Here is a 17726-nt window from a genome sequence, read left to right as displayed (position 1 = left end):
CGCGGCGTGAAGGCCCCGGCCTTCTGGTCCGACCCGGACGCCCTCTGGGGCCGTCTCCTGGCGCCGCTCGGCGCGCCGGTCGGCGCCGTCACCCTGGCGCGCATGCGCCGCGAGGGGGGGCGTGCCTCCGTCCCGGTCGTCTGCGTCGGCAACCCGACCGTCGGCGGCTCGGGCAAGACCCCCACCGTCCAGTGGCTGGCGGCGCTGCTCGCCGGTGCGGGCCACCGGCCGGCGATCCTCAGCCGCGGCTATGGCGGCCGGCTCGCGGGCCCCGTCCCCGTCGTGCCGGGACGCCATGGTCCGGCGGATGTCGGCGACGAGCCGCTTCTCCACGCGGCGCGCTGGCCGACGGTGGTCAGCCGCGACCGTCTCGCCGGAGCGGTCCTCGCCGCCGGTCAGGGCGCCAGCGTCATTGTCATGGACGACGGCTTCCAGAACCCGTCTCTCGCCAAGGACCTGTCGATCCTCGTCGTCGATGCCGCGTCGGGGCTCGGCAGCGGCCGCGTCCTGCCGGCAGGACCGCTTCGGGCGCCCTTTGCGCCGCAACTCGCCATGGCCGACGCTCTTCTCCTCGTCGGCGAGGGGGCAGCGGGGGATGCGCTGGCGGAGGCGGCCCGACGCGCCGGCCGACCGGTGATCCGCGGCCGCCTCGTCGTGCCGGCAGCGGTGTGCAACGGCATCGCGGGCCGCGACGTGCTCGCCTTCTGCGGCATCGGCCGGCCGGAGAAGTTCGTCGAGACGCTGGGGGCCGCCGGCGCGCGCAACGCGCTGCTCCGCCCTTTCGCCGACCATCATGTCTATGGCGATGAGGATGCCGAGCGCCTGCTCGCCGAGGCGCGCCGGACAGGCCTGCCGCTGGTCACGACGGAAAAGGATGCGGTCAAGCTGTCGGGGACGGATGCGCTGGAGCGGCTCGCGGCGGCAGCGACGGTGATCCCCGTCGCGCTGCTGGTCGATGACGCATCGGTGATCGACCCGCTCCTCGCCGGCCTCAGGCGTCCTTGACGGCCTGGACCCGCTCGGGATGGAGCCTCCGCATCACGGCAAGCGGGCTCGCATAGGCCTCCTGCCGCGCGACGCTCCAGTATTTCAGGTCGTCGAGGAAGATCGGCTGCCCGGTGACGGCGCAGCGTACGAAGGTGCCGGGACGCACGATGCGGAAATCGGCGTCGAGATAACGCACCTCGGCTTCGCCATCGGAGGGCCGGCCGGAGGAGAGGCGATTGAGCATGAAGGATCGCTCCCGGAGCCGTCAGTTCTGGGGACCGGCCGGATCCTGGCCGGACGAGCGGCGCGCATTCGGCGCCTGCGGATCGTCGGGGCGGCGGCCGATCGGACCATAGGGAGCGTCGGGCGAGGCGGTGCGGTAGCCGGGCGGCGGCTCGACCAGCCGGCGGCGCGCGGGCTCGCCGGGGAACGGCACGACCTGGTTGTCGCGCGACCCGCTGCCGAACAGCGAGCCGACCTGCGACCAGATCGGGGCGACGCGCATCTCGTCGATCGTGGCCGGGCCGGACACCTGCGCCTGCGACCGATCGCGGGTGGTGTCCACCACGCCGCCGCCGAACCAGCCGCCCTGGCGGGCGCGCAGCTCGGCATTGGTCAGGGTGCGGCCGAATTCGTCGCGCTGAATCGGCGTGTTCGCCGCAAGGCCGGCGGCGCGGGCGCGGGCGACATCGGGGTCGTTGGGCCAGTTCGGATTGCGGGCGGCAGCCGAATCCTGCGGCGGCGGCAGGGCGTTGCCGCGCGGCAGCACCAGGGGCGCTCGCTCGCGATAGTCGATGGGCGGTCGGGCCGTCTCGACGAGGCCGAGACCGCTGAGCAGGCCTCCGACGACATTGGCCTCGAAGCTCGGGCCGTTGTCCTGCTGGGCCTGTGCGGCCGAACCGCCTGCGATGAGGGCGGTGGCGAGGATCGCCGTGCGGATGCGCGTCATGTCCGTCATCCCTAGAATGGGTGCGGCGCCAAGCGCCGCTCTGGTGCCGGCTCTATCCATCAGGATCATGCCGATTTCGAGGCATCCGGCCGGCCGCCGAAGAGGGACTCATACAGAAGCAGGCCGACGCCCGCAACGATGCCGACATCGGCGAGGTTGAAGACGTACCACTGGAACTGCCAGGTCGCGGTGGTGATGTGGAAGGCGAAGAAGTCGGCCACCGCCCCGTGCAGGATGCGGTCGAGGCCGTTGCCGATGGCCCCGCCGGCGATGAGGCCGAGGGCGATGGCCGTCAGCAGGCTCTCGGCCCGCCACAGCCACCAGCCGATGAGGATGACCGCCGCGGCCTTGAACACCACCAGCGCCCATTGCCCGAGCGCCCCGTCCTGCTGGAACAGGCCGAAGGAGACGCCGTAATTCCAGGCCATGATGAGGTCGAGCACCGGCAGCACGGTGATGACCTGGCCGGATGTGATGCCGACCACCTGCAGCATGAACAGCTTGAAGGCCTGGTCGATGAGAAGCGTCGCCACCAGCGCGATGAGACCGGGGCGCAGATAGAGGGAAGGGGTCAAGTCTGTCGATGTCCCGTGGCTTTGGCTGGCAGGTGGCCCGTCCGCGCGCCGTGGTCAAGGACTTTGCTCGACAAGCGCGGTGCAAGCCGCCATACGAACCGCATTGCCAGCCCCCATCGTGCAGCCATGACCCACAAGCTCTACTTCGTCCGCCACGGCGAGACCGACTGGAATGCCGAGGGGCGGCTGCAGGGCCAGCGCGACATTCCGCTCAACGATGTCGGCCGCGTCCAGGCGGAGGAGGTCGGGACGATCCTCGCCCGGCTGGAGCCGCGGTTCGAGGACCTCGCCTATTGGGCGAGCCCGCTGTCGCGAACGCGCGAGACCATGGAGCTGATGCGCGCCCGCCTCGGGCTGCATCCGCCCGCCTATCGCATGGACGACCGGCTGAAGGAGGTGTCCTTCGGCGACTGGGAGGGACTGACCTGGCCGGAGGTGGAGCGCCATTCGCCGGTGATCGCCGCCTCGCGGCTCGCCGACAAGTGGCACACCAAGCCGCCGAGCGGCGAGAACTACGAGGATGTCGCGACGCGGCTCGCTGCCTTCGTCACGGGGCTGGAGCGGCCCTCCGTCATCGTCTCGCACGGCGGCGTCGGTCGCACGCTGATGGCGCTGCGCGGAACCATGGACCGGACCAAGGCGGCGGAAGTCTTCGTCCGCCAGGGCGTCGTCTATGTCTTCGACGGCTCCCGGTTCACGGTCGAGACCCCGTGAGGCCGCCTTAGTAGCCGCCGAGAATGCCCCAGAGGCTGCGGGCCGTCGGCAGCCGCGGCCGGCCGCTCGGCCGGTCCCACGGGCACTGGTACTGGCTGGAGGCGACCGTGTCGTCCATGCGCGCGGGGAAGCACTTCGGCCGCGTGCCCGGCGCCAGCGTGCCGCGGCCCTGATGGACGAGCAGGACGCGGTCGCGCGTCTCGTCCTCAAGACCCGCGCCGCGGGAGAAGGCCGGCGGCGCTGCCAGGACGAGGGCGGTGAAGGCGAGGGCGGCGATGCGGATCTTCGGTCCGGTACTCGTCTCGGCGCGATGGGTCATGGCGGCTCCTGCACGGTCGGTCTGCGGTACTGGGCTCAAGGCTATCATCTGGGGACGGCCCCGTCATTGCGGAAGGGCCTCATCCCTTGTCGCCGCCGACCGCCCGCCCGAATCGCGTGACCGCGGCTTTCAGCCCCTCGTCCTCGAAGCTCTCCGCGAGATGCGCCAGGCGCGCCTCATCGGCCGGCCCGCGGGGCGCCTCGCGCGGTTTCGGCGTCGCGCGCAGCGGGATCTGCGTCAGCCGGACGGCGGCGACGCAGCGCCAGCCCATGAAGGCGTTGACGCGCTCGACGACGACCGGAACGAGATGCTGCATCTCCAGCGCGAAGGGCGCCTCGACCCGCACATGCAGCGTCCCCGGCTCCGGCTCTCCGGCGCCCTGCGGCCGCCGCGGCCAGGCGATCTTCACCGGCGCCGAGCGGCTGGCCAGATCGTCGCCGACGATCTCGTCCCACCGGGTGACCACCTCCGTCGAGGCAAAGCCGGCCTGCTGCAGCGCCTGGCCGATCTGGCCGGCGGCGATGTCGGCCAGCGGCCGGGGTCCTCTCGGGCGGAAGGGCTTGGAACTCATCGGCCTGTGGGTTGTGAGAGGGGCAGCGTTGCGGCAATCGCGCCGAGGCATCAGGGTCGGCGCATGACAAGGACATCCATAGCACGGCGCGGCGAGCCGCAGGAGCCCGGCGCACCCGCCGCCGCTCTGCTCGCCTGGTATGACCGGCACCGCCGGCGGCTGCCGTGGCGGGCGCTGCCGGGGGAGGCGGTCGATCCCTACCGGGTCTGGCTGTCGGAGATCATGCTGCAGCAGACGACGGTGAAGGCGGTGGCGCCCTATTTCGCCGCCTTCCTCGACCGCTGGCCGACCGTGACGGCGCTCGCCGAGACCCCCGTCGAGGAGGTGATGAAGGCCTGGGCCGGGCTCGGCTACTACTCCCGCGCCCGCAACCTGCATGCCTGCGCCAAAGCGGTGGCGCGCGACCATGGTGGGCGCTTTCCCGCCGACCTCGCCGCGCTCCGGGCGCTTCCCGGCATCGGCGACTATACGGCGGCGGCCATCGGCGCCATCGCCTTCGACCTTCCCGCGCCCGTCGTCGACGGCAATGTCGAGCGCGTGGTCACGCGGCTGGACGCCATCGACGCGCCGCTGCCGGGCGCCAAGCCGCTGATCCGGGCGCTGGTTCAGGACATGCTCGATCCGGGCCGGCCGGGCGACTTCGCGCAGGGGATGATGGATCTCGGCGCCACCATCTGCACGCCGCGCAAGCCCGCCTGCCCGCTCTGTCCGTTGTCATTGTCCTGCACCGCGGCGGCGGAGGGGGCCCAGGAGACCTATCCGCGCAAGAGCCCCAAGCGGACCGGCGCCCTGCGCCGCGGCGCCGCCTTCGTCGCGATCCGCGCCGATGGCGCCCTGCTGGTGCGCACCCGCCCGGCGCGCGGGCTTCTCGGCGGCATGACTGAGGTGCCGGGGACCGAGTGGTCGGCGGATTTCGCGCAAGGGGACGCCGCGGGCCTGCAGCCGCTGCCCGCCGCCTTCCGGCGTCTTCCGGGCGTCGTCACCCACGTGTTCACCCATTTCCCGCTGGAACTGACTGTCTATCGCGCCGACCTGCCGCCGGGCACGCCTCCGCCCGACGGCATGCGGTGGATCGGCGGCGACGAGATCGCCGGCGAGGCCTTTCCGACGGTGATGCGCAAGGTGATCGCCCTTGCCCTGACATGGTCCTGACGCGGACTTGACGCTTGACCTTGCCAGTCTGGGCGGCATGCTGGGCCAACGCGGCGATCACAGGCCGCCAGAAGGTGGAATGACGACATGACCGATGGCTGGCCTCCGGGGCTGACCTGGCGCTACGACCGCGCCGAACTCGTTGCCGATGGCGTCATCCACGTTCTCGGTGCGGTCTTTGCCGTCTTCGCCGCGGGAGCCCTGATCGGCGTCGCCCTCTACCGCGCCGAACTCGCCACCGTGTCGTCGCTGGCCGTCTATGCGGCGAGCCTCGTCGCCGTGATCGGCTGCTCGGCGGCCTACAACATGTGGCCGGTGTCCCGCACCAAGTGGCTGCTCCGGCGTTTCGACCATGCAGCGATCTTCATGCTCATCGCCGGCACCTACACGCCCTTCATGATCCACGCCGCGACGCCGACCGCCCACGCCATGCTGGCCGGTGTCTGGATCGCCGGCTTTGCCGGCGCGGCGCTGAAGCTCTTCGCGCCCGGCCGCTTCGACCGGGTGACCGTCTTCCTCTATCTCGCCATCGCCTGGAGCGGCGTCCTCGTCGCCCACCAGGTCTTCGCGGTCCTGCCGACGGCGGCCATCGTGCTGCTGGTCGCCGGCGGCCTGATCTATTCCGCCGGCGTCATCTTCCACCTCTGGCACTCGCTGCGCTTCCAGAACGCCATCTGGCACGGCTTCGTGCTGGTCGCGGCCGGCTGTCAGTATGCTGCGGTGCTGAACGGGGTGCTGCTCAGCGCCTGAACGACGGCGCGAGACGGCGGGGGTCGTTCCGTCGCCCCGACCGCTTCGTATCTGTCACACGTCGAAGAACACCGTCTCGCCCTCGCCCTGCAGGCGGATGTCGAGGGTGAAGGTGTCGCCGTCGCGCCGGGCGATCAGTGTCGACCGGCGATCGGCCGGCACCAGCGCCAGCACGGCATCCCCGGCGTTCGATGGCTCATCCTCGAAATAGACGCGGGTGAAGAGCTGCTTGAGCATGCCGCGCCCATAGACCGCCACAAGGATGTGCGGCGCCTGCGCGGCTCCGCCGGGACCCGGCGCACGTCCCGGCTTCACGGTGACGAAGCGATAGGTGCCGTCGCTCGTCGTGTCGGACCGGCCAAAGCCGAGGAAGGTGTTGCTCGCCCTGGCCCGGCCGTCGCGGGGATGGGCATAGCGCCCGTCCGAATCGGCCTGCCAGATCTCGATCATGGCGTCCGGCACCGGCTCGCCGGCCCCGTCGATGACCCGGCCGGTGAGCACGATCGTCTCGCCAGGCGTGCCGGGCGCGGCGACCTGGCCGTCCACGGACACGGGGACATGCGAATAGGCCTCGCCGGGGGTCAGGCCGTAGTGGAAGAAGGGGCCCACCGTCTGCGACGGCGTGATGCCCTCCGGGCGCTCGCCCGCCTTGATGTCGGTGCTCATGATCTCAGTGCTCATGGGGCTCTTCCATCGGGGTTTCCTCGCGGCCGCGCAGCACGATGTCGAACTGGTAGCCGAGCGCCCATTCCGGCTGGGTCGTCTCGAGGTCGAAGCGGGCAATCAGCCGGTCGCGCGCCTTCGCGTCGGGGATGCCGTTGAAGATCGGGTCGTAGGGAAACAGCGGATCGCCGGGGAAATACATCTGGGTGACGAGGCGCGACAGGAAGGTCGGCCCGAACACCGAGAAGTGGATGTGGGCTGGCCGCCAGGCATTGTGGTGATTGCGCCAGGGATAGGCGCCGGGCCGGATCGAGGTGAAGCGGTAGCGCCCGTCCTCAGCCGTCAGATAGCGGCCGGCGCCGGTGAAATTCGGGTCGAGCGGTGCCGGATGCTGGTCGCGCACATGGACGTAGCGCCCGGCGGCGTTGGCCTGCCAGAGCTCGACCAGGGCATTGGGCACCGGGCGGCCATCCTCGTCCAGCACGCGGCCGGAGACGATGATGCGTTCGCCGAGCGGTTCGCCGGAATGCTGGACGGTCAGGTCGCTGTCGGTGTCGCGCACCTTGCCGTGGCCATAGACCGGGCCGGTGAGTTCGGAGAGCGTGTGCGGCACCAGGATGAGCGGCTGCTTGGGGGCGCGCAGCACGGTGCTGGTGTAGGCGGGGTGCAGGCTCGGCGGGTGCGCCGCCGTGGAGCCGCGCGGCAGGATCAGGGCCATCGTCAGGGTTCCTCTCGTGGATCGCGCCTGCCGTCCGCAGGTCTTGTCCGGGTCTTGGCCGATGGGGGATCGACGAGTGCCGGCCGGGCGCAGGTCCGGCCGCCTTGATGCGGATCGGTCAGTTCACGCGCTCGACGGCGAGCGCGACGCCCTGCCCGACGCCGACACACATGGTGGCGAGGCCGTAGCGCCCGCCGGTCTTCTGAAGCTGATGCACGGCGGTCGCGGCAATGCGCGCGCCCGACATTCCGAGCGGATGGCCGAGGGCGATGGCGCCGCCGTTGGGGTTCACGTGGTCGGCATCCTCCGGCACGCCGATGCCGCGCAGCACCGCGATGCCCTGGCTGGCGAAGGCCTCGTTCAGCTCGATGACGTCGAAGTCCGACACCTTGATCCCGAGCCGCTCGACCAGCTTCTTCACCGCGGGGATCGGCCCGATGCCCATGATCCGCGGCGGCACGCCGGCCGAGGCGAGGCCGAGGATGCGGGCGCGCGGGGTGAGGCCGTACTTCTCCACCGCCGCGGCAGAGGCGACGATCATGGCGCAGGCGCCGTCATTGACGCCCGAGGCGTTGCCGGCGGTCACCGTGCCGGGCTGGCGCACGAAGGCCTTGAGCCTGGCGAGCGTCTCGGCGGTCGTGTCGGAGCGCGGATGCTCGTCACGGTCGATGATGGTCGGACCGCCACGACCGGGGATCTCCACCGGCACGATCTCCTCGGCGAAATAGCCCGAGGCGACGGCGCGGGCCGCCTTCACTTGAGAGGCCAGCGCGAAGGCATCCTGCGCCTTGCGCGACACCTGGAACTCCTCGGCGACGTTCTCGCCGGTCTCCGGCATGGAATCGACGCCGTATTGCGCCTTCATCAGGGGGTTGATGAAGCGCCAGCCGATGGTGGTGTCGAAGATGTCGGCGGACCGCGCAAAGGCTTCCGCCGCCTTGCCCATGACGAAGGGGGCGCGGGTCATGCTCTCGACGCCGCCGGCGATGGCGAGATCGATCTCGCCGGCCTTGATGGCCCGCGCCGCGGCGCCCACCGCATCGAGGCCGGAGGCGCAGAGACGGTTGACGGTCATGGCCGGGACGCTGTCCGGCAGGCCGGAGAGCAGTGCCGCCATGCGGGCGACATTGCGGTTGTCCTCGCCGGCCTGGTTGGCGCAGCCGAAGACGATCTCGTCGATGGCGGAGGCGATCTCGGGATGGCGGGCGAGGAGCGCCTTCAGCGGCACTGCGGCGAGATCGTCCGTGCGCACCTTGGCGAGCGCCCCGCCGTAGCGGCCGATGGGCGTGCGCACCGCGTCGCAGATGAAGGCATCGGCCATGACATGCTCCCTGTCGCGGCCGCGAAGCCGCCTGTGTCGGTATCCTGCACCAGCCAAGTGCGTCCTTCGAGGCTCGGCTGTCGCCTCGCACCTCAGGATGAGGGAGTTTGAGACCTGCACCAGATCCAGCCGAAGCCCGACCGCCGAGCTCTTCTGCCGGCATGCAAGATACGACTTCCCTCATCCTGAGGTGCGAGGGCTTCTGCCCGAGCCTCGAAGGGCGCAATTGCGAACTGCAGGTCTCCTGTTCCGGTACTGTCCAGATTCAGGCTGCGTGGGCAGCCTTGGTGCGGGCATGCAGGTCGCGCAGCACGGTGAGCTCGGTCTCGTCCGGGGCGCGGGTTTCCTTCACTTGCGGAGCGAACTTCACCGGCCAGCCGCAGTTCTCCTGGATCTGCTCGCGGGTGACGCCGGGGTGGATCGAGGTCACCGTCAGCTCGCTCGTCTCGGCGTCCGGCTCGAAGATGCAGAGGTCGGTGATGAGCTGCGTCGGCCCGCGCGTCTTGACGCCGAGCGCCTCGCGCGAGCCCTTGCCCGTGCCATGGCCGAGCGAGGTGATGAAGGGCAGCTTGTCCATGAAGGCGCGCTGGCCCATGGCCATGATGATGAAGATCTGGCCGCAGTTGATGGCGATCTCCGGCGCGCCGCCGCCGCCGGGCAGGCGCACCTTCGGCGCGTCATAGGGGCCGACGACGGTGGTGTTGAGATTGGCGAAGCGGTCGATCTGCGCGCCGCCGAGGAAACCGATGGTGATGCGGCCGCCCTGCAGCCAGTAGCGGAACATCTCCGGCACCGACACCGTGGTCAGCGCCGTGTCGCAGAGCTCGCCGTCGCCGATGGACAGCGGCAGGACAGTCGGCCGTGTCGACAGCGTGCCGCTCTCGTAGATCAGCGTGATCTTCGGCGCATGGGTCAGGCGGGCGAGATTGCAGGCGGCGGACGGGTTGCCGATGCCGACGAAGCAGACATCCTCGTTGGTGAGGAGCCGGGCGGCGGCGATGGTCATGATCTCGTTGGGCGTGTAGGCGCTCATCGGTCCTGTCTCCCTCACGCGGCCGCGACGGCGAAGCGACGCGCCTGCGCCGCGAAGGACTCAGGCCCGCCGGCGAGCACGTTCTCCTCCATCCACTTCAGGAACACCGCCTTGTCGCGGGCGATCTTGTCCCAGGCGATGTAGAAAGCGTTGTCGCGCTTGTAGTAGCCCTGGGCATAGGAGGGATGAGCCCCGCCCGGCACCTTCACGATCGCCGTCACCGTCCACGAGGGCAGGATGACCGCATTGGCGCTGCGCGGGCCGAAATCGTCGACGATCTCCTCCACCGTCACCACCGAGCGCTTCGACGCCAGGACCGCCTCCTTCTGCACGCCGACAATGCCCTCGAGCAGGACGTTGCCCTCGCGGTCCGCCTTCAGGGCATGGATGATGGCGACGTCTGGGCGCACCGCCGGCACGGTCGCCAGCACCTCGCCTGTGTAGGGGCAGGTGACGGAACGGATGTTCGGATTGACCTTCGGCAGGTCGACGCCCTTGTAGCCGCGGAAGACGGCGAAGGGCAGGTTGGCCGCGCCCGCCTCGAAGGCGTTGGCCATGGCGGCATGGGAATGCTCCTCGATGGCGAGCCGCCCCTGCTCGATCTCCTCGCGTATCCGGTGCAGCGAGCCGACGCCGGGATTACCGGCCCAGGAGAAGACCAGCTTCCTCGCCTGTCCCATGCCGACGATCTGGTCGTAGATGATGTCGGGCGTCATGCGGATGAGGGTCAGGTCCTTCTGTCCCTGGCGGATGACCTCGTGTCCGGCGGCGTAGGGAATGAGGTGCGTGAAGCCCTCCATGGCCACGCTGTCGCCGTCCTTCAGATGGGCGGCGATGGCATCGCGCAAGGACATGAACTCGGCCATGGCCTGTTCTTCTCCACCTTTGTGTTTCCTCGCCGTGACTCCTTGCGCCGGCAGGGCGGCGTGTCAAGTGCGCTATTCGGACATCCGGGCGATTAACGCCCAAATGCACTGCTCCGTCCCGGCCTGCGGTCCGAGTTTCTGTCAAGGCGCCCTTGCGCCGGACGAAATTGTCGCAGTCGCCCGTGCAGCAGAAAATGCATTTCGCCTCTGCGTGAACGGCCCGGCATGCCGAGAATGCAGTCGTGGCGCCATTTTGTGCAGGAAAATGCGGCAGGTCGCGGCGCCGCGCAGCGGCCGGCAGGTCCGGCGCCTAGGAAAAGACCCTATGGCACGACGCTTGCGACGGGTTAGGCTGCGCCGTCCGAGACCCGGAAGACATATCCGGACCGATGGTCAGGCGCGCATCCGCCGCTCCGCACCAGGGTCGAAGGCGGGATCGGATTTCCAGGGGAGTACCACCACGATGGACCGCAGAATTTTCATCAAAGCAGGCGCCGGCGCCGGACTTGTCGCCGCCTCGGGCGGCCTTGCCGCCCCGGCGCTGTCGCAGGGAGCGGCGGCGAAGACGCTGCGCTTCGTGCCGCAGGCCAATCTCGCCAACTTCGACCCGATCTGGGGCACGCAATATGTCGTGCGCAATGCGGCGGCGCTCGTCTGGGACACGCTGTATGGCGTCGACAGTACCCTGACGCCCCAGCGCCAGATGGTCGAGTCGGAGGAGGTCTCGTCCGATGGCTTGACCTGGACCTTCAAGCTCCGCACGGGACTGAAATTCCACGACGGCTCGCCGGTCCTCGCCAAGGACTGCGTGGCCTCGCTCATTCGGTGGTCATTCCGCGACCCCATGGGCCTGATGATCAAGGCCATCCAGGAAGAGATCGTCGCCGTCGACGACCGCACCTTCCGCTGGAAGCTGACCAAACCCTATCCGAAAATGCTCTTGGCGCTGGGCAAGAACAACTCGCCCTGCTCGTTCATCATGCCGGAACGCATCGCCAAGACCGATCCTTTCCAGCAGATCAGCGAGTACATCGGTTCCGGACCGATGAAGTTCGTCCGCAACGAATGGGTTCCCGGCGCCAAGGCGGTATTCGAGAAGTTCGCCGACTATGTGCCGCGCGCCGAGCCCGCCTCGTGGCTCGCCGGCGGAAAGCGGATGCTGGTCGACCGGATCGAATGGGTCATCATGCCCGATCCGGCCACCGCGTCTGCCGCCCTCCAGAACGGCGAGATCGACTGGTGGGAGAACCCGATCGCCGATCTGGTTCCCGTGCTCCGCCGGAACCGCAACATCCGTGTCGACATCGGTGACCCGCTCGGCAATATCGGCGCCTTCCGGCTCAACCACCTGCATCCGCCGTTCAACGATGTGCGCGCCCGTCGGGCCATCCTAATGGCGCTGGATCAGGAGGAGTTCATGCGGGCCATCGTCGGCTCCGATGACAGCCTCTGGAAGCCCCTGCCCGGCTATTTCACTCCCGGTACACCTCTCTACACCGAAGAGGGAGGCGAGATCCTGAAAGGGCGTCGCGACATCGAGGGCGCCAAGCGCCTCCTCGCCGAGAGCGGCTACAAGGGCGAGCCCGTTACGATGGTGGTCGCCCAGGACCAACCCGTGACCAAGGCGCAGGGCGATGTCGCCAACGAGCTGCTCAAGCGGATCGGGATGAATGTCGATTTCGTGGCCACCGATTGGGGGACTACCGGTCAGCGGCGCGCGCTGAAGACGCCTCCGTCCCAGGGTGGCTGGAACATCTTCTTCTCGTGGCACGCCGGTGCCGACTGCACCAACCCGGCGGGCTACACCGCTATTCGGGCCAATGGAGAACGCGCCTGGTTCGGATGGCCGGACGTGCCCGCCGTGGAGGCTGAGGTGACGGCCTGGTTCGAGGCAAAGAACCTCGACGAAGAAAAGGCGGCGATCGCCCGCCTCAATAAGGCTGCGCTGGACAATGTCGTCTTCGTGCCGCCCGGGTTCTTCCTGACCTACACGGCCTGGCGCAGCAACGTGACCGGCATCACCAAGGGGCCGCTGCCGTTCTTCTGGAACGTGGCCAAGGCCTGACGTGGTTTCCCTGAACCGGGGGGCGGCTTCGTCCGCCTCCCGGTTCCTCACATGAGAAGATCCTGTCGATGTTCGTCTACATTGTCCGCCGCATCGTCGCGACGATCCCCGTCATGGCCGTGGTGGCGCTTTTCGTCTTTTCCCTGCTCTACATCGCGCCCGGAGACCCGGCGGCCGTCATCGCCGGCGATCAGGCGACGCCCGATGACGTGGAAAAGATCCGCCAGAGCCTCGGCCTCGACCGCCCGTTCCTGATCCGCTTCGGCGAATGGGTCTGGCAGATCGCCCGCTTCGATCTCGGCACCTCCATCTTCACCGGCCTACCGGTCACGCAGCTCATCGCCCAGCGCATCGAGCCGACGCTGTCGCTCATGGTGGTGACGCTGATCCTCGCCGTCACCGTCGCCGTGCCGATGGGCGTCATCTCCGCCTGGAAGGCCGGGACGCTGATCGACCGCGGCATCATGGCCTTCGCGGTGTTCGGCTTCTCGGTGCCGGTCTTCGTCGTCGGCTACATCCTTGCCTACATCTTCGCCCTCGAGCTCGACTGGCTGCCTGTCCAGGGCTACACGCCGCTCTCGCAGGGGCTCTGGCCCTGGTTCCAGAACCTCATCCTGCCGTCCATCGCGCTGGGCATGGTCTATATGGCGCTGATCGCCCGCATCACCCGCGCCACCATGATGGAGGTCCTGCAGCAGGACTACATCCGCACGGCCCGCGCCAAGGGCATCGGCGAGCGCGGGGTCCTGTTCCTGCACGCACTCAAGAACGCCGCGGTTCCGGTCATCACCGTCATCGGCATCGGCGTCGCGCTGCTCATCGGCGGCGCCGTGGTCACCGAGAGCGTCTTCGCCATTCCCGGCCTCGGCCGCCTAACGGTCGACGCCATCCTCAGGCGCGACTACCCCGTCATCCAGGGCCTCGTCCTGCTGTTCTCCTTCGTCTACGTCCTGGTCAACCTCGCCGTTGACCTCGTCTACACACTCGTCGATCCGAGGATCCGCTATTGACCGCGCATAGCTCCGATACCCCTGCCGCGACGGCGCTGGCCGACGACGCATCCGGCGTCGCTGCCGAGCCGAAGACCCGCGTCGGCCTCGTCCGCCTGGTGCGTCGCTACCCGACCATCACCATCGGCGGCACGCTCGTCATCGCCATCATCCTCATGGCCATCTTCGCGCCCTTCCTCGGAACGAGCGACCCCACGGCCATCTCGACACGTATGCGCACCCGCGAGCCGTCGGCGCAGTTCTGGTTCGGCACCGACATGCTCGGCCGCGACATCTATTCGCGCGTGCTCTACGGCGCCCGCGTCTCGCTGATCGTCGGATTCTCGGTGGCGATCCTCGCCTCCGTCTTCGGCCTCGCCATCGGCCTCATCGCCGGCTACATCCGCGCCGCCGACGCGATCATCATGCGCGTCATGGACGGCATCATGTCGATCCCCTCCATCCTCCTCGCCGTGGCGCTGATGGCGCTGACGCGCGGGTCGGTCGGCAATGTCATCCTCGCCATCACCATCGCCGAAATCCCCCGCGTCTCGCGTCTGGTGCGCGGCGTCGTGCTCTCGCTCCGCGAACAGCCCTATGTCGACGCGGCGGTCGCCGCCGGCACGCGCACGCCGATGATCATCGTCAAGCACATCCTGCCGAACACATTGGCCCCGATCATCGTGCAGGCGACCTATATCTGCGCCTCCGCCATGCTGACCGAGGCGATCCTGTCGTTCATCGGGGCCGGCACGCCGCCGATCATCCCGTCCTGGGGCAACATCATGGCCGAGGGCCGCGCGCTCTGGCAGGTGAAGTTCTACATCGTGCTGATCCCGGCCATCTTCCTGTCGGTCACCGTGCTCGCCGTGAACCTGCTCGGCGACGGCCTGCGCGACGCGCTCGACCCGCGCCTCGCCAAGCAGTTCTGATCTCCCCTGCCGGTGCCCGGGTGCGGATTGCGCCGCGCCCGGGCGCCGTTCCGGCCTGCCGGCGGCAGCGGGAACTGCGGCACGACCGCACGGCGGACTGGCGGCCCGAAAAAAATGCCTTATTTGAGAGGCTCAATACGGTTACACTGACGGTCCGTTCGCGGCATGACGTCATCTGCGACCGGGCGGCCCCTCCAGACGGCGATCATGAACAACGTGTTCGACATCTACACGATCATCTTTTTGGCCCTCGCGGTCTTCATCTTCTTCCGCCTGCGCAGCGTGCTGGGGACGAAGACCGGTAGCGAGCGTGACCCGTTCCAGCCGCGTGATAACAGTCGCGACCTGCCTCCGGGCGCCCGCCCGCCCGCCCAGGGCGGCGAGGTCATCCCCATGCCTGCGCGCAACGGCGCCGCGCCCATGGCGTCCCCGGTCCCCGTCGATCCTGCTGCGCCGCGCTGGGGCGATCTTGCCCTGCCGGGCACGCCGCTCGCCCGCGGCTTCGACGCCATCGCGTCCCGCGACCCTTCCTTCGACCCGGCCGGCTTCATCGGCGGCGCCAAGGCGGCTTACGAGATGATCGTGCTGGCCTTTGCCGGCGGCGACCGCAGGATGCTTCGCGACCTCCTCGCCAAGGATGTGTTCGAGGGCTTCGAGGCGGCCATCCGTGATCGCGAGACGCGCGGCGAGCAGGTCGAGACCCGCTTCGTCGGTATCGAGAAGGCCGAGATCGTCGACGCGCAGCAGCGCGGCGACCAGGCCCAGGTGACGCTGAAGTTCGTCTCCCAGCTCGTCACCGCGACGCGCGACCGGGCCGGCGCCGTCATCGACGGCTCGCCCGACCGGGTCACCGACGTGACGGACGTGTGGACCTACGCCCGCAACGTCACGGACCGCGACCCGAACTGGCGCCTGATCGCCACCGAAGCCGGCGGCTGAGCCGGCCTTCCATCGTCCGGGGGCCAACCATGAGGCATCGCCCGATCCTCCGCCTTGCGGCAGCGGTCTGGGCGGTGGCGGCCCTGACGGCGCCCGGCCCGCTTCATGCCGGCTCCAACGACCTTCTGCTGATCCTGAAGGTTCCGCCCCCCGCCGCGCCGGACGAAGCTTCCGTTCCCGCGAGCCCCGCCGCCGAAGCACCGCCTGCGGCGACCGGCCCTGCGCCCGCTGACCCTTCTCCGGCCGCTGCCATGGCGAGCCCTGCGCCGGCGGAGGCCTCGCCTGCTCCCGCCACCGAGGCGGCCCTGCCGCCGCAGCCCGAGGCCCCTGCCGCGGGCGCCGAGGCGGCGCCGACCGCGCCGCCACAGCCGCACATCTCCGGTTTTCCCTTCGTCTTTCCGGAGACCTGGAGCGAGGCCGGCAGCTTCGCCGCCCTGCCGGGGTGGGCGGAGGACCGCCAGGACCTGACCTTTCGCGCCTTCCGCATCTCCTGCCGGCAGCTCATGGCGGCCCCCAACCCGCCGCGTTCGGCACCTGACATCTGGCGCGCGCTGCGCGATATCTGTCCGCGGGCGCTCGCTCTTTCCGATCCCCTTCCGGTGGAGGCGGCGCGCGCCTTCTTCGAGACCGAGTTCCGCCCGGTGCGCATCGCCCGCTTCGGCGAGCGGATCGAGGAGGACGGCTTCCTCACCGGCTATTACGAGCCGGAGGTCCCGGCATCGCGGGAGAAGACCGAGGTCTTTACCGCCCCCTTCCTGACCAAGCCCGACGACCTCACCTCGGCCCGCGGCCACACGGCAGGGTTTGACGCGCGCTCCGGCGCCGGCCGCTGGGTCGGCAGCCGTTTCCTGCCCTATTTCGACCGCGGCGAGATCGAACAGGGCGCGCTCGACGGCCGCGGCCTCGAGATCGCCTGGGCGCGCGATCCGACCGATGTCATGTTCACCCAGATCCAGGGCTCGGCGCGGTTGCGTTTCCCGGACGGATCGACGCTGCGCATCGGCTATGCCGCCCACAACGGTCACCGCTACGTGCCGGTCGGCCGCGTCATGATCGAGCGCGGCATCGCCACCCGCGAGCAGATGTCGATGGACTTCATCCGCGCCTGGATGGCCGGCAACCCGGACGCGGCGCGCGACGTGCGCTGGCAGAACCGCTCCTATGTCTTCTTCCGGGTCAAGAGCGAGCTTGCCGCCGAGGACGGACCCATCGGCGCCCAGGGTGTGCCGGTGACCGACTGGCGCACCATTGCCGTCGACCGCAACGTCCATGCCTATGGTACGCCCGTCTTCATCGACGCCCTGCTGCCGACCGGCCCGACGGAGACCGGCGAGCCGTTCCGCCGGCTGATGGTGATGCAGGATACCGGCTCGGCCATCGTCGGGCCGGCACGCGGCGATCTCTACATCGGCACCGGCTTCGAGGCCGGCTCGATCGCCGGCCGCATCCGCCACCGCGCCCACTGGCATGTGCTGCTGCCCAGGAGCCTGTCGCCGGAGGCGGCCGTGGTTCCGGTGCCCGAGCCGCGGCCGGAGAGGCCGCGATGAGCCGCAGGCCAAAGGGGCTTTCCGCCGAGGATCGCCGGCTCTGGACCCATGTGGCGGCGAGCGTGAGGCCGCTCGATCCGGCGCGCCGGATCGCCGACGCCGAGCCGGTTCCGGAAGAACCCGTTGCCGCCGCGGCGCCACGTCGTTCGGCGCCGCCGCCGGTGGCCGCAGCGCCGGCCGTGCCCCAGCCGCCGCCGCTCGCCGCCATCGAGAAGGGGTTGAAGCGCAAGCTGGTGCGCGGCCGTCGCGAGGCCGATGCCCGCATCGACCTTCACGGCATGACGCAGGAGGCGGCGCACCAGCGGCTGATCGGCTTCCTGCGGCAGTCGCAGGCCGCGGGCCACGGCCTCGTCATCGTCATCACCGGCAAGGGCGCGCCGAAGCGGCTGCGCGAGCTGGACGAGGACCCGTACCGCCCGGACCCCTATGCCAGCCGCGGGGTGCTGCGGCGCGTCGTGCCGCATTGGCTGGCCCTGCCGGAGATGCGGCCGCTGGTCATCGGTTTCGAGGAGGCGGCCATCGGCCATGGCGGCGCCGGCGCCCTCTATGTCCGCATCCGCCGCCCTTGACGCGGCGGATTTCGCCGCGCTGTGGCCGCCGCGCTCTTGACCGGCGCAGCCTGCGCGTGGATCGTCC

20 protein-coding genes are annotated in these 17726 nt (G+C 69.7%); 10 read left to right on the top strand and 10 right to left on the bottom strand.

Features of this window, described 5'->3' with window-relative positions; translation table 11 throughout:
- Window positions 1-6 precede the first annotated feature (6 nt).
- Window positions 7-1005, top strand: coding sequence for a tetraacyldisaccharide 4'-kinase (lpxK, locus tag ACJ4V0_RS06485; protein ID WP_448298740.1), 999 nt, complete (start codon window positions 7-9; stop codon window positions 1003-1005).
- On the opposite strand, the gene ACJ4V0_RS06480 is transcribed toward lpxK, so the two are convergent.
- The 3 genes from ACJ4V0_RS06480 to lspA all read right to left on the bottom strand — a co-directional run bounded on the left by ACJ4V0_RS06480 (window position 992) and on the right by lspA (window position 2511).
- The gene (locus ACJ4V0_RS06480; protein ID WP_448298739.1) at window positions 992-1231 is read right to left on the bottom strand and encodes a DUF2093 domain-containing protein; all 240 of its coding nucleotides are present in this window, start codon (window positions 1229-1231) and stop codon (window positions 992-994) included. The two genes, lpxK and ACJ4V0_RS06480, sit on opposite strands and share 14 nt — an antisense overlap.
- Before the next feature lie 21 nt (window positions 1232-1252).
- Window positions 1253-1936 carry a hypothetical protein gene (locus ACJ4V0_RS06475; RefSeq protein WP_448298738.1) on the bottom strand — a complete coding sequence of 228 codons (684 nt, stop codon included), beginning with the start codon at window positions 1934-1936 and terminating at the stop codon, window positions 1253-1255.
- A gap of 65 nt (window positions 1937-2001) precedes the next feature.
- Window positions 2002-2511 (bottom strand): signal peptidase II, encoded by a 510-nt coding sequence (gene lspA / locus ACJ4V0_RS06470; RefSeq protein WP_448298737.1) that lies wholly within the window; start codon window positions 2509-2511, stop codon window positions 2002-2004.
- A gap of 126 nt (window positions 2512-2637) precedes the next feature.
- Between lspA and ACJ4V0_RS06465 the strand changes: the two genes are divergently transcribed.
- The gene (locus ACJ4V0_RS06465) at window positions 2638-3225 is read left to right on the top strand and encodes a histidine phosphatase family protein (RefSeq protein ID WP_448298736.1); all 588 of its coding nucleotides are present in this window, start codon (window positions 2638-2640) and stop codon (window positions 3223-3225) included.
- Between the two features lie 7 nt (window positions 3226-3232).
- Here ACJ4V0_RS06465 and ACJ4V0_RS06460 read toward each other — a convergent pair whose 3' ends face one another.
- Window positions 3233-3544, bottom strand: a complete 312-nt coding sequence (locus ACJ4V0_RS06460; protein WP_448298735.1) for a hypothetical protein — start codon at window positions 3542-3544, stop codon at window positions 3233-3235.
- A 79-nt stretch (window positions 3545-3623) separates the two neighbouring features.
- The gene (locus ACJ4V0_RS06455) at window positions 3624-4115 is read right to left on the bottom strand and encodes a DUF721 domain-containing protein (protein WP_448298734.1); all 492 of its coding nucleotides are present in this window, start codon (window positions 4113-4115) and stop codon (window positions 3624-3626) included.
- Between the two features lie 63 nt (window positions 4116-4178).
- Between ACJ4V0_RS06455 and mutY the strand changes: the two genes are divergently transcribed.
- Both mutY and trhA read left to right on the top strand, forming a co-directional pair.
- Complete coding sequence (gene mutY / locus ACJ4V0_RS06450) at window positions 4179-5267, top strand: A/G-specific adenine glycosylase (protein WP_448298733.1); 1089 nt, start codon at window positions 4179-4181, stop codon at window positions 5265-5267.
- An 87-nt stretch (window positions 5268-5354) separates the two neighbouring features.
- Entirely contained in the window at window positions 5355-6017 is a 663-nt protein-coding gene (trhA, locus tag ACJ4V0_RS06445) for a PAQR family membrane homeostasis protein TrhA (RefSeq protein ID WP_448298732.1), read from the top strand.
- 54 nt (window positions 6018-6071) lie between these two features.
- On the opposite strand, the gene pcaG is transcribed toward trhA, so the two are convergent.
- The 5 genes from pcaG to ACJ4V0_RS06420 all read right to left on the bottom strand — a co-directional run bounded on the left by pcaG (window position 6072) and on the right by ACJ4V0_RS06420 (window position 10618).
- Complete coding sequence (gene pcaG, locus ACJ4V0_RS06440; protein ID WP_448298731.1) at window positions 6072-6698, bottom strand: protocatechuate 3,4-dioxygenase subunit alpha; 627 nt, start codon at window positions 6696-6698, stop codon at window positions 6072-6074.
- Window positions 6688-7398: a protocatechuate 3,4-dioxygenase subunit beta gene (gene pcaH / locus ACJ4V0_RS06435; protein ID WP_448298730.1), complete on the bottom strand. Its 711-nt coding sequence runs from the start codon at window positions 7396-7398 to the stop codon at window positions 6688-6690. Before pcaH ends, pcaG begins: the two co-directional genes overlap by 11 nt.
- Window positions 7399-7516: 118 nt before the next feature.
- Complete coding sequence (gene pcaF / locus ACJ4V0_RS06430) at window positions 7517-8719, bottom strand: 3-oxoadipyl-CoA thiolase (protein WP_448298729.1); 1203 nt, start codon at window positions 8717-8719, stop codon at window positions 7517-7519.
- Between the two features lie 265 nt (window positions 8720-8984).
- Window positions 8985-9752, bottom strand: coding sequence for a CoA-transferase subunit beta (locus ACJ4V0_RS06425; RefSeq protein ID WP_448298728.1), 768 nt, complete (start codon window positions 9750-9752; stop codon window positions 8985-8987).
- A 14-nt stretch (window positions 9753-9766) separates the two neighbouring features.
- Complete coding sequence (locus ACJ4V0_RS06420) at window positions 9767-10618, bottom strand: CoA transferase subunit A (RefSeq protein WP_448298727.1); 852 nt, start codon at window positions 10616-10618, stop codon at window positions 9767-9769.
- Window positions 10619-11081: 463 nt separating this feature from the next.
- Between ACJ4V0_RS06420 and ACJ4V0_RS06415 the strand changes: the two genes are divergently transcribed.
- The 6 genes from ACJ4V0_RS06415 (at window position 11082) to ACJ4V0_RS06390 (ending at window position 17659) form a co-directional block, all read left to right on the top strand.
- A complete protein-coding gene (locus tag ACJ4V0_RS06415) occupies window positions 11082-12683 on the top strand; it encodes an ABC transporter substrate-binding protein (protein ID WP_448298726.1) in 1602 nt (533 codons plus the stop codon).
- Window positions 12684-12751: 68 nt separating this feature from the next.
- Window positions 12752-13693 carry an ABC transporter permease gene (locus tag ACJ4V0_RS06410; RefSeq protein ID WP_305679030.1) on the top strand — a complete coding sequence of 314 codons (942 nt, stop codon included), beginning with the start codon at window positions 12752-12754 and terminating at the stop codon, window positions 13691-13693.
- A 35-nt stretch (window positions 13694-13728) separates the two neighbouring features.
- Window positions 13729-14604 carry an ABC transporter permease gene (locus ACJ4V0_RS06405; RefSeq protein ID WP_448298943.1) on the top strand — a complete coding sequence of 292 codons (876 nt, stop codon included), beginning with the start codon at window positions 13729-13731 and terminating at the stop codon, window positions 14602-14604.
- A gap of 207 nt (window positions 14605-14811) precedes the next feature.
- The gene (locus tag ACJ4V0_RS06400; RefSeq protein WP_448298725.1) at window positions 14812-15543 is read left to right on the top strand and encodes a Tim44/TimA family putative adaptor protein; all 732 of its coding nucleotides are present in this window, start codon (window positions 14812-14814) and stop codon (window positions 15541-15543) included.
- A 29-nt stretch (window positions 15544-15572) separates the two neighbouring features.
- Complete coding sequence (gene mltA / locus ACJ4V0_RS06395) at window positions 15573-17090, top strand: murein transglycosylase A (RefSeq protein ID WP_448298724.1); 1518 nt, start codon at window positions 15573-15575, stop codon at window positions 17088-17090.
- Window positions 17087-17659 carry a Smr/MutS family protein gene (locus ACJ4V0_RS06390; protein WP_448298723.1) on the top strand — a complete coding sequence of 191 codons (573 nt, stop codon included), beginning with the start codon at window positions 17087-17089 and terminating at the stop codon, window positions 17657-17659. The genes mltA and ACJ4V0_RS06390 overlap by 4 nt, the downstream gene beginning before the upstream one ends.
- Window positions 17660-17726 lie beyond the last annotated feature (67 nt).

This window comes from Phreatobacter aquiterrae (assembly GCF_053471285.1).
The sequence above is the reverse complement of the archived record's forward strand: the minus strand, read 5'-3'. Positions and strand labels throughout refer to the sequence as shown.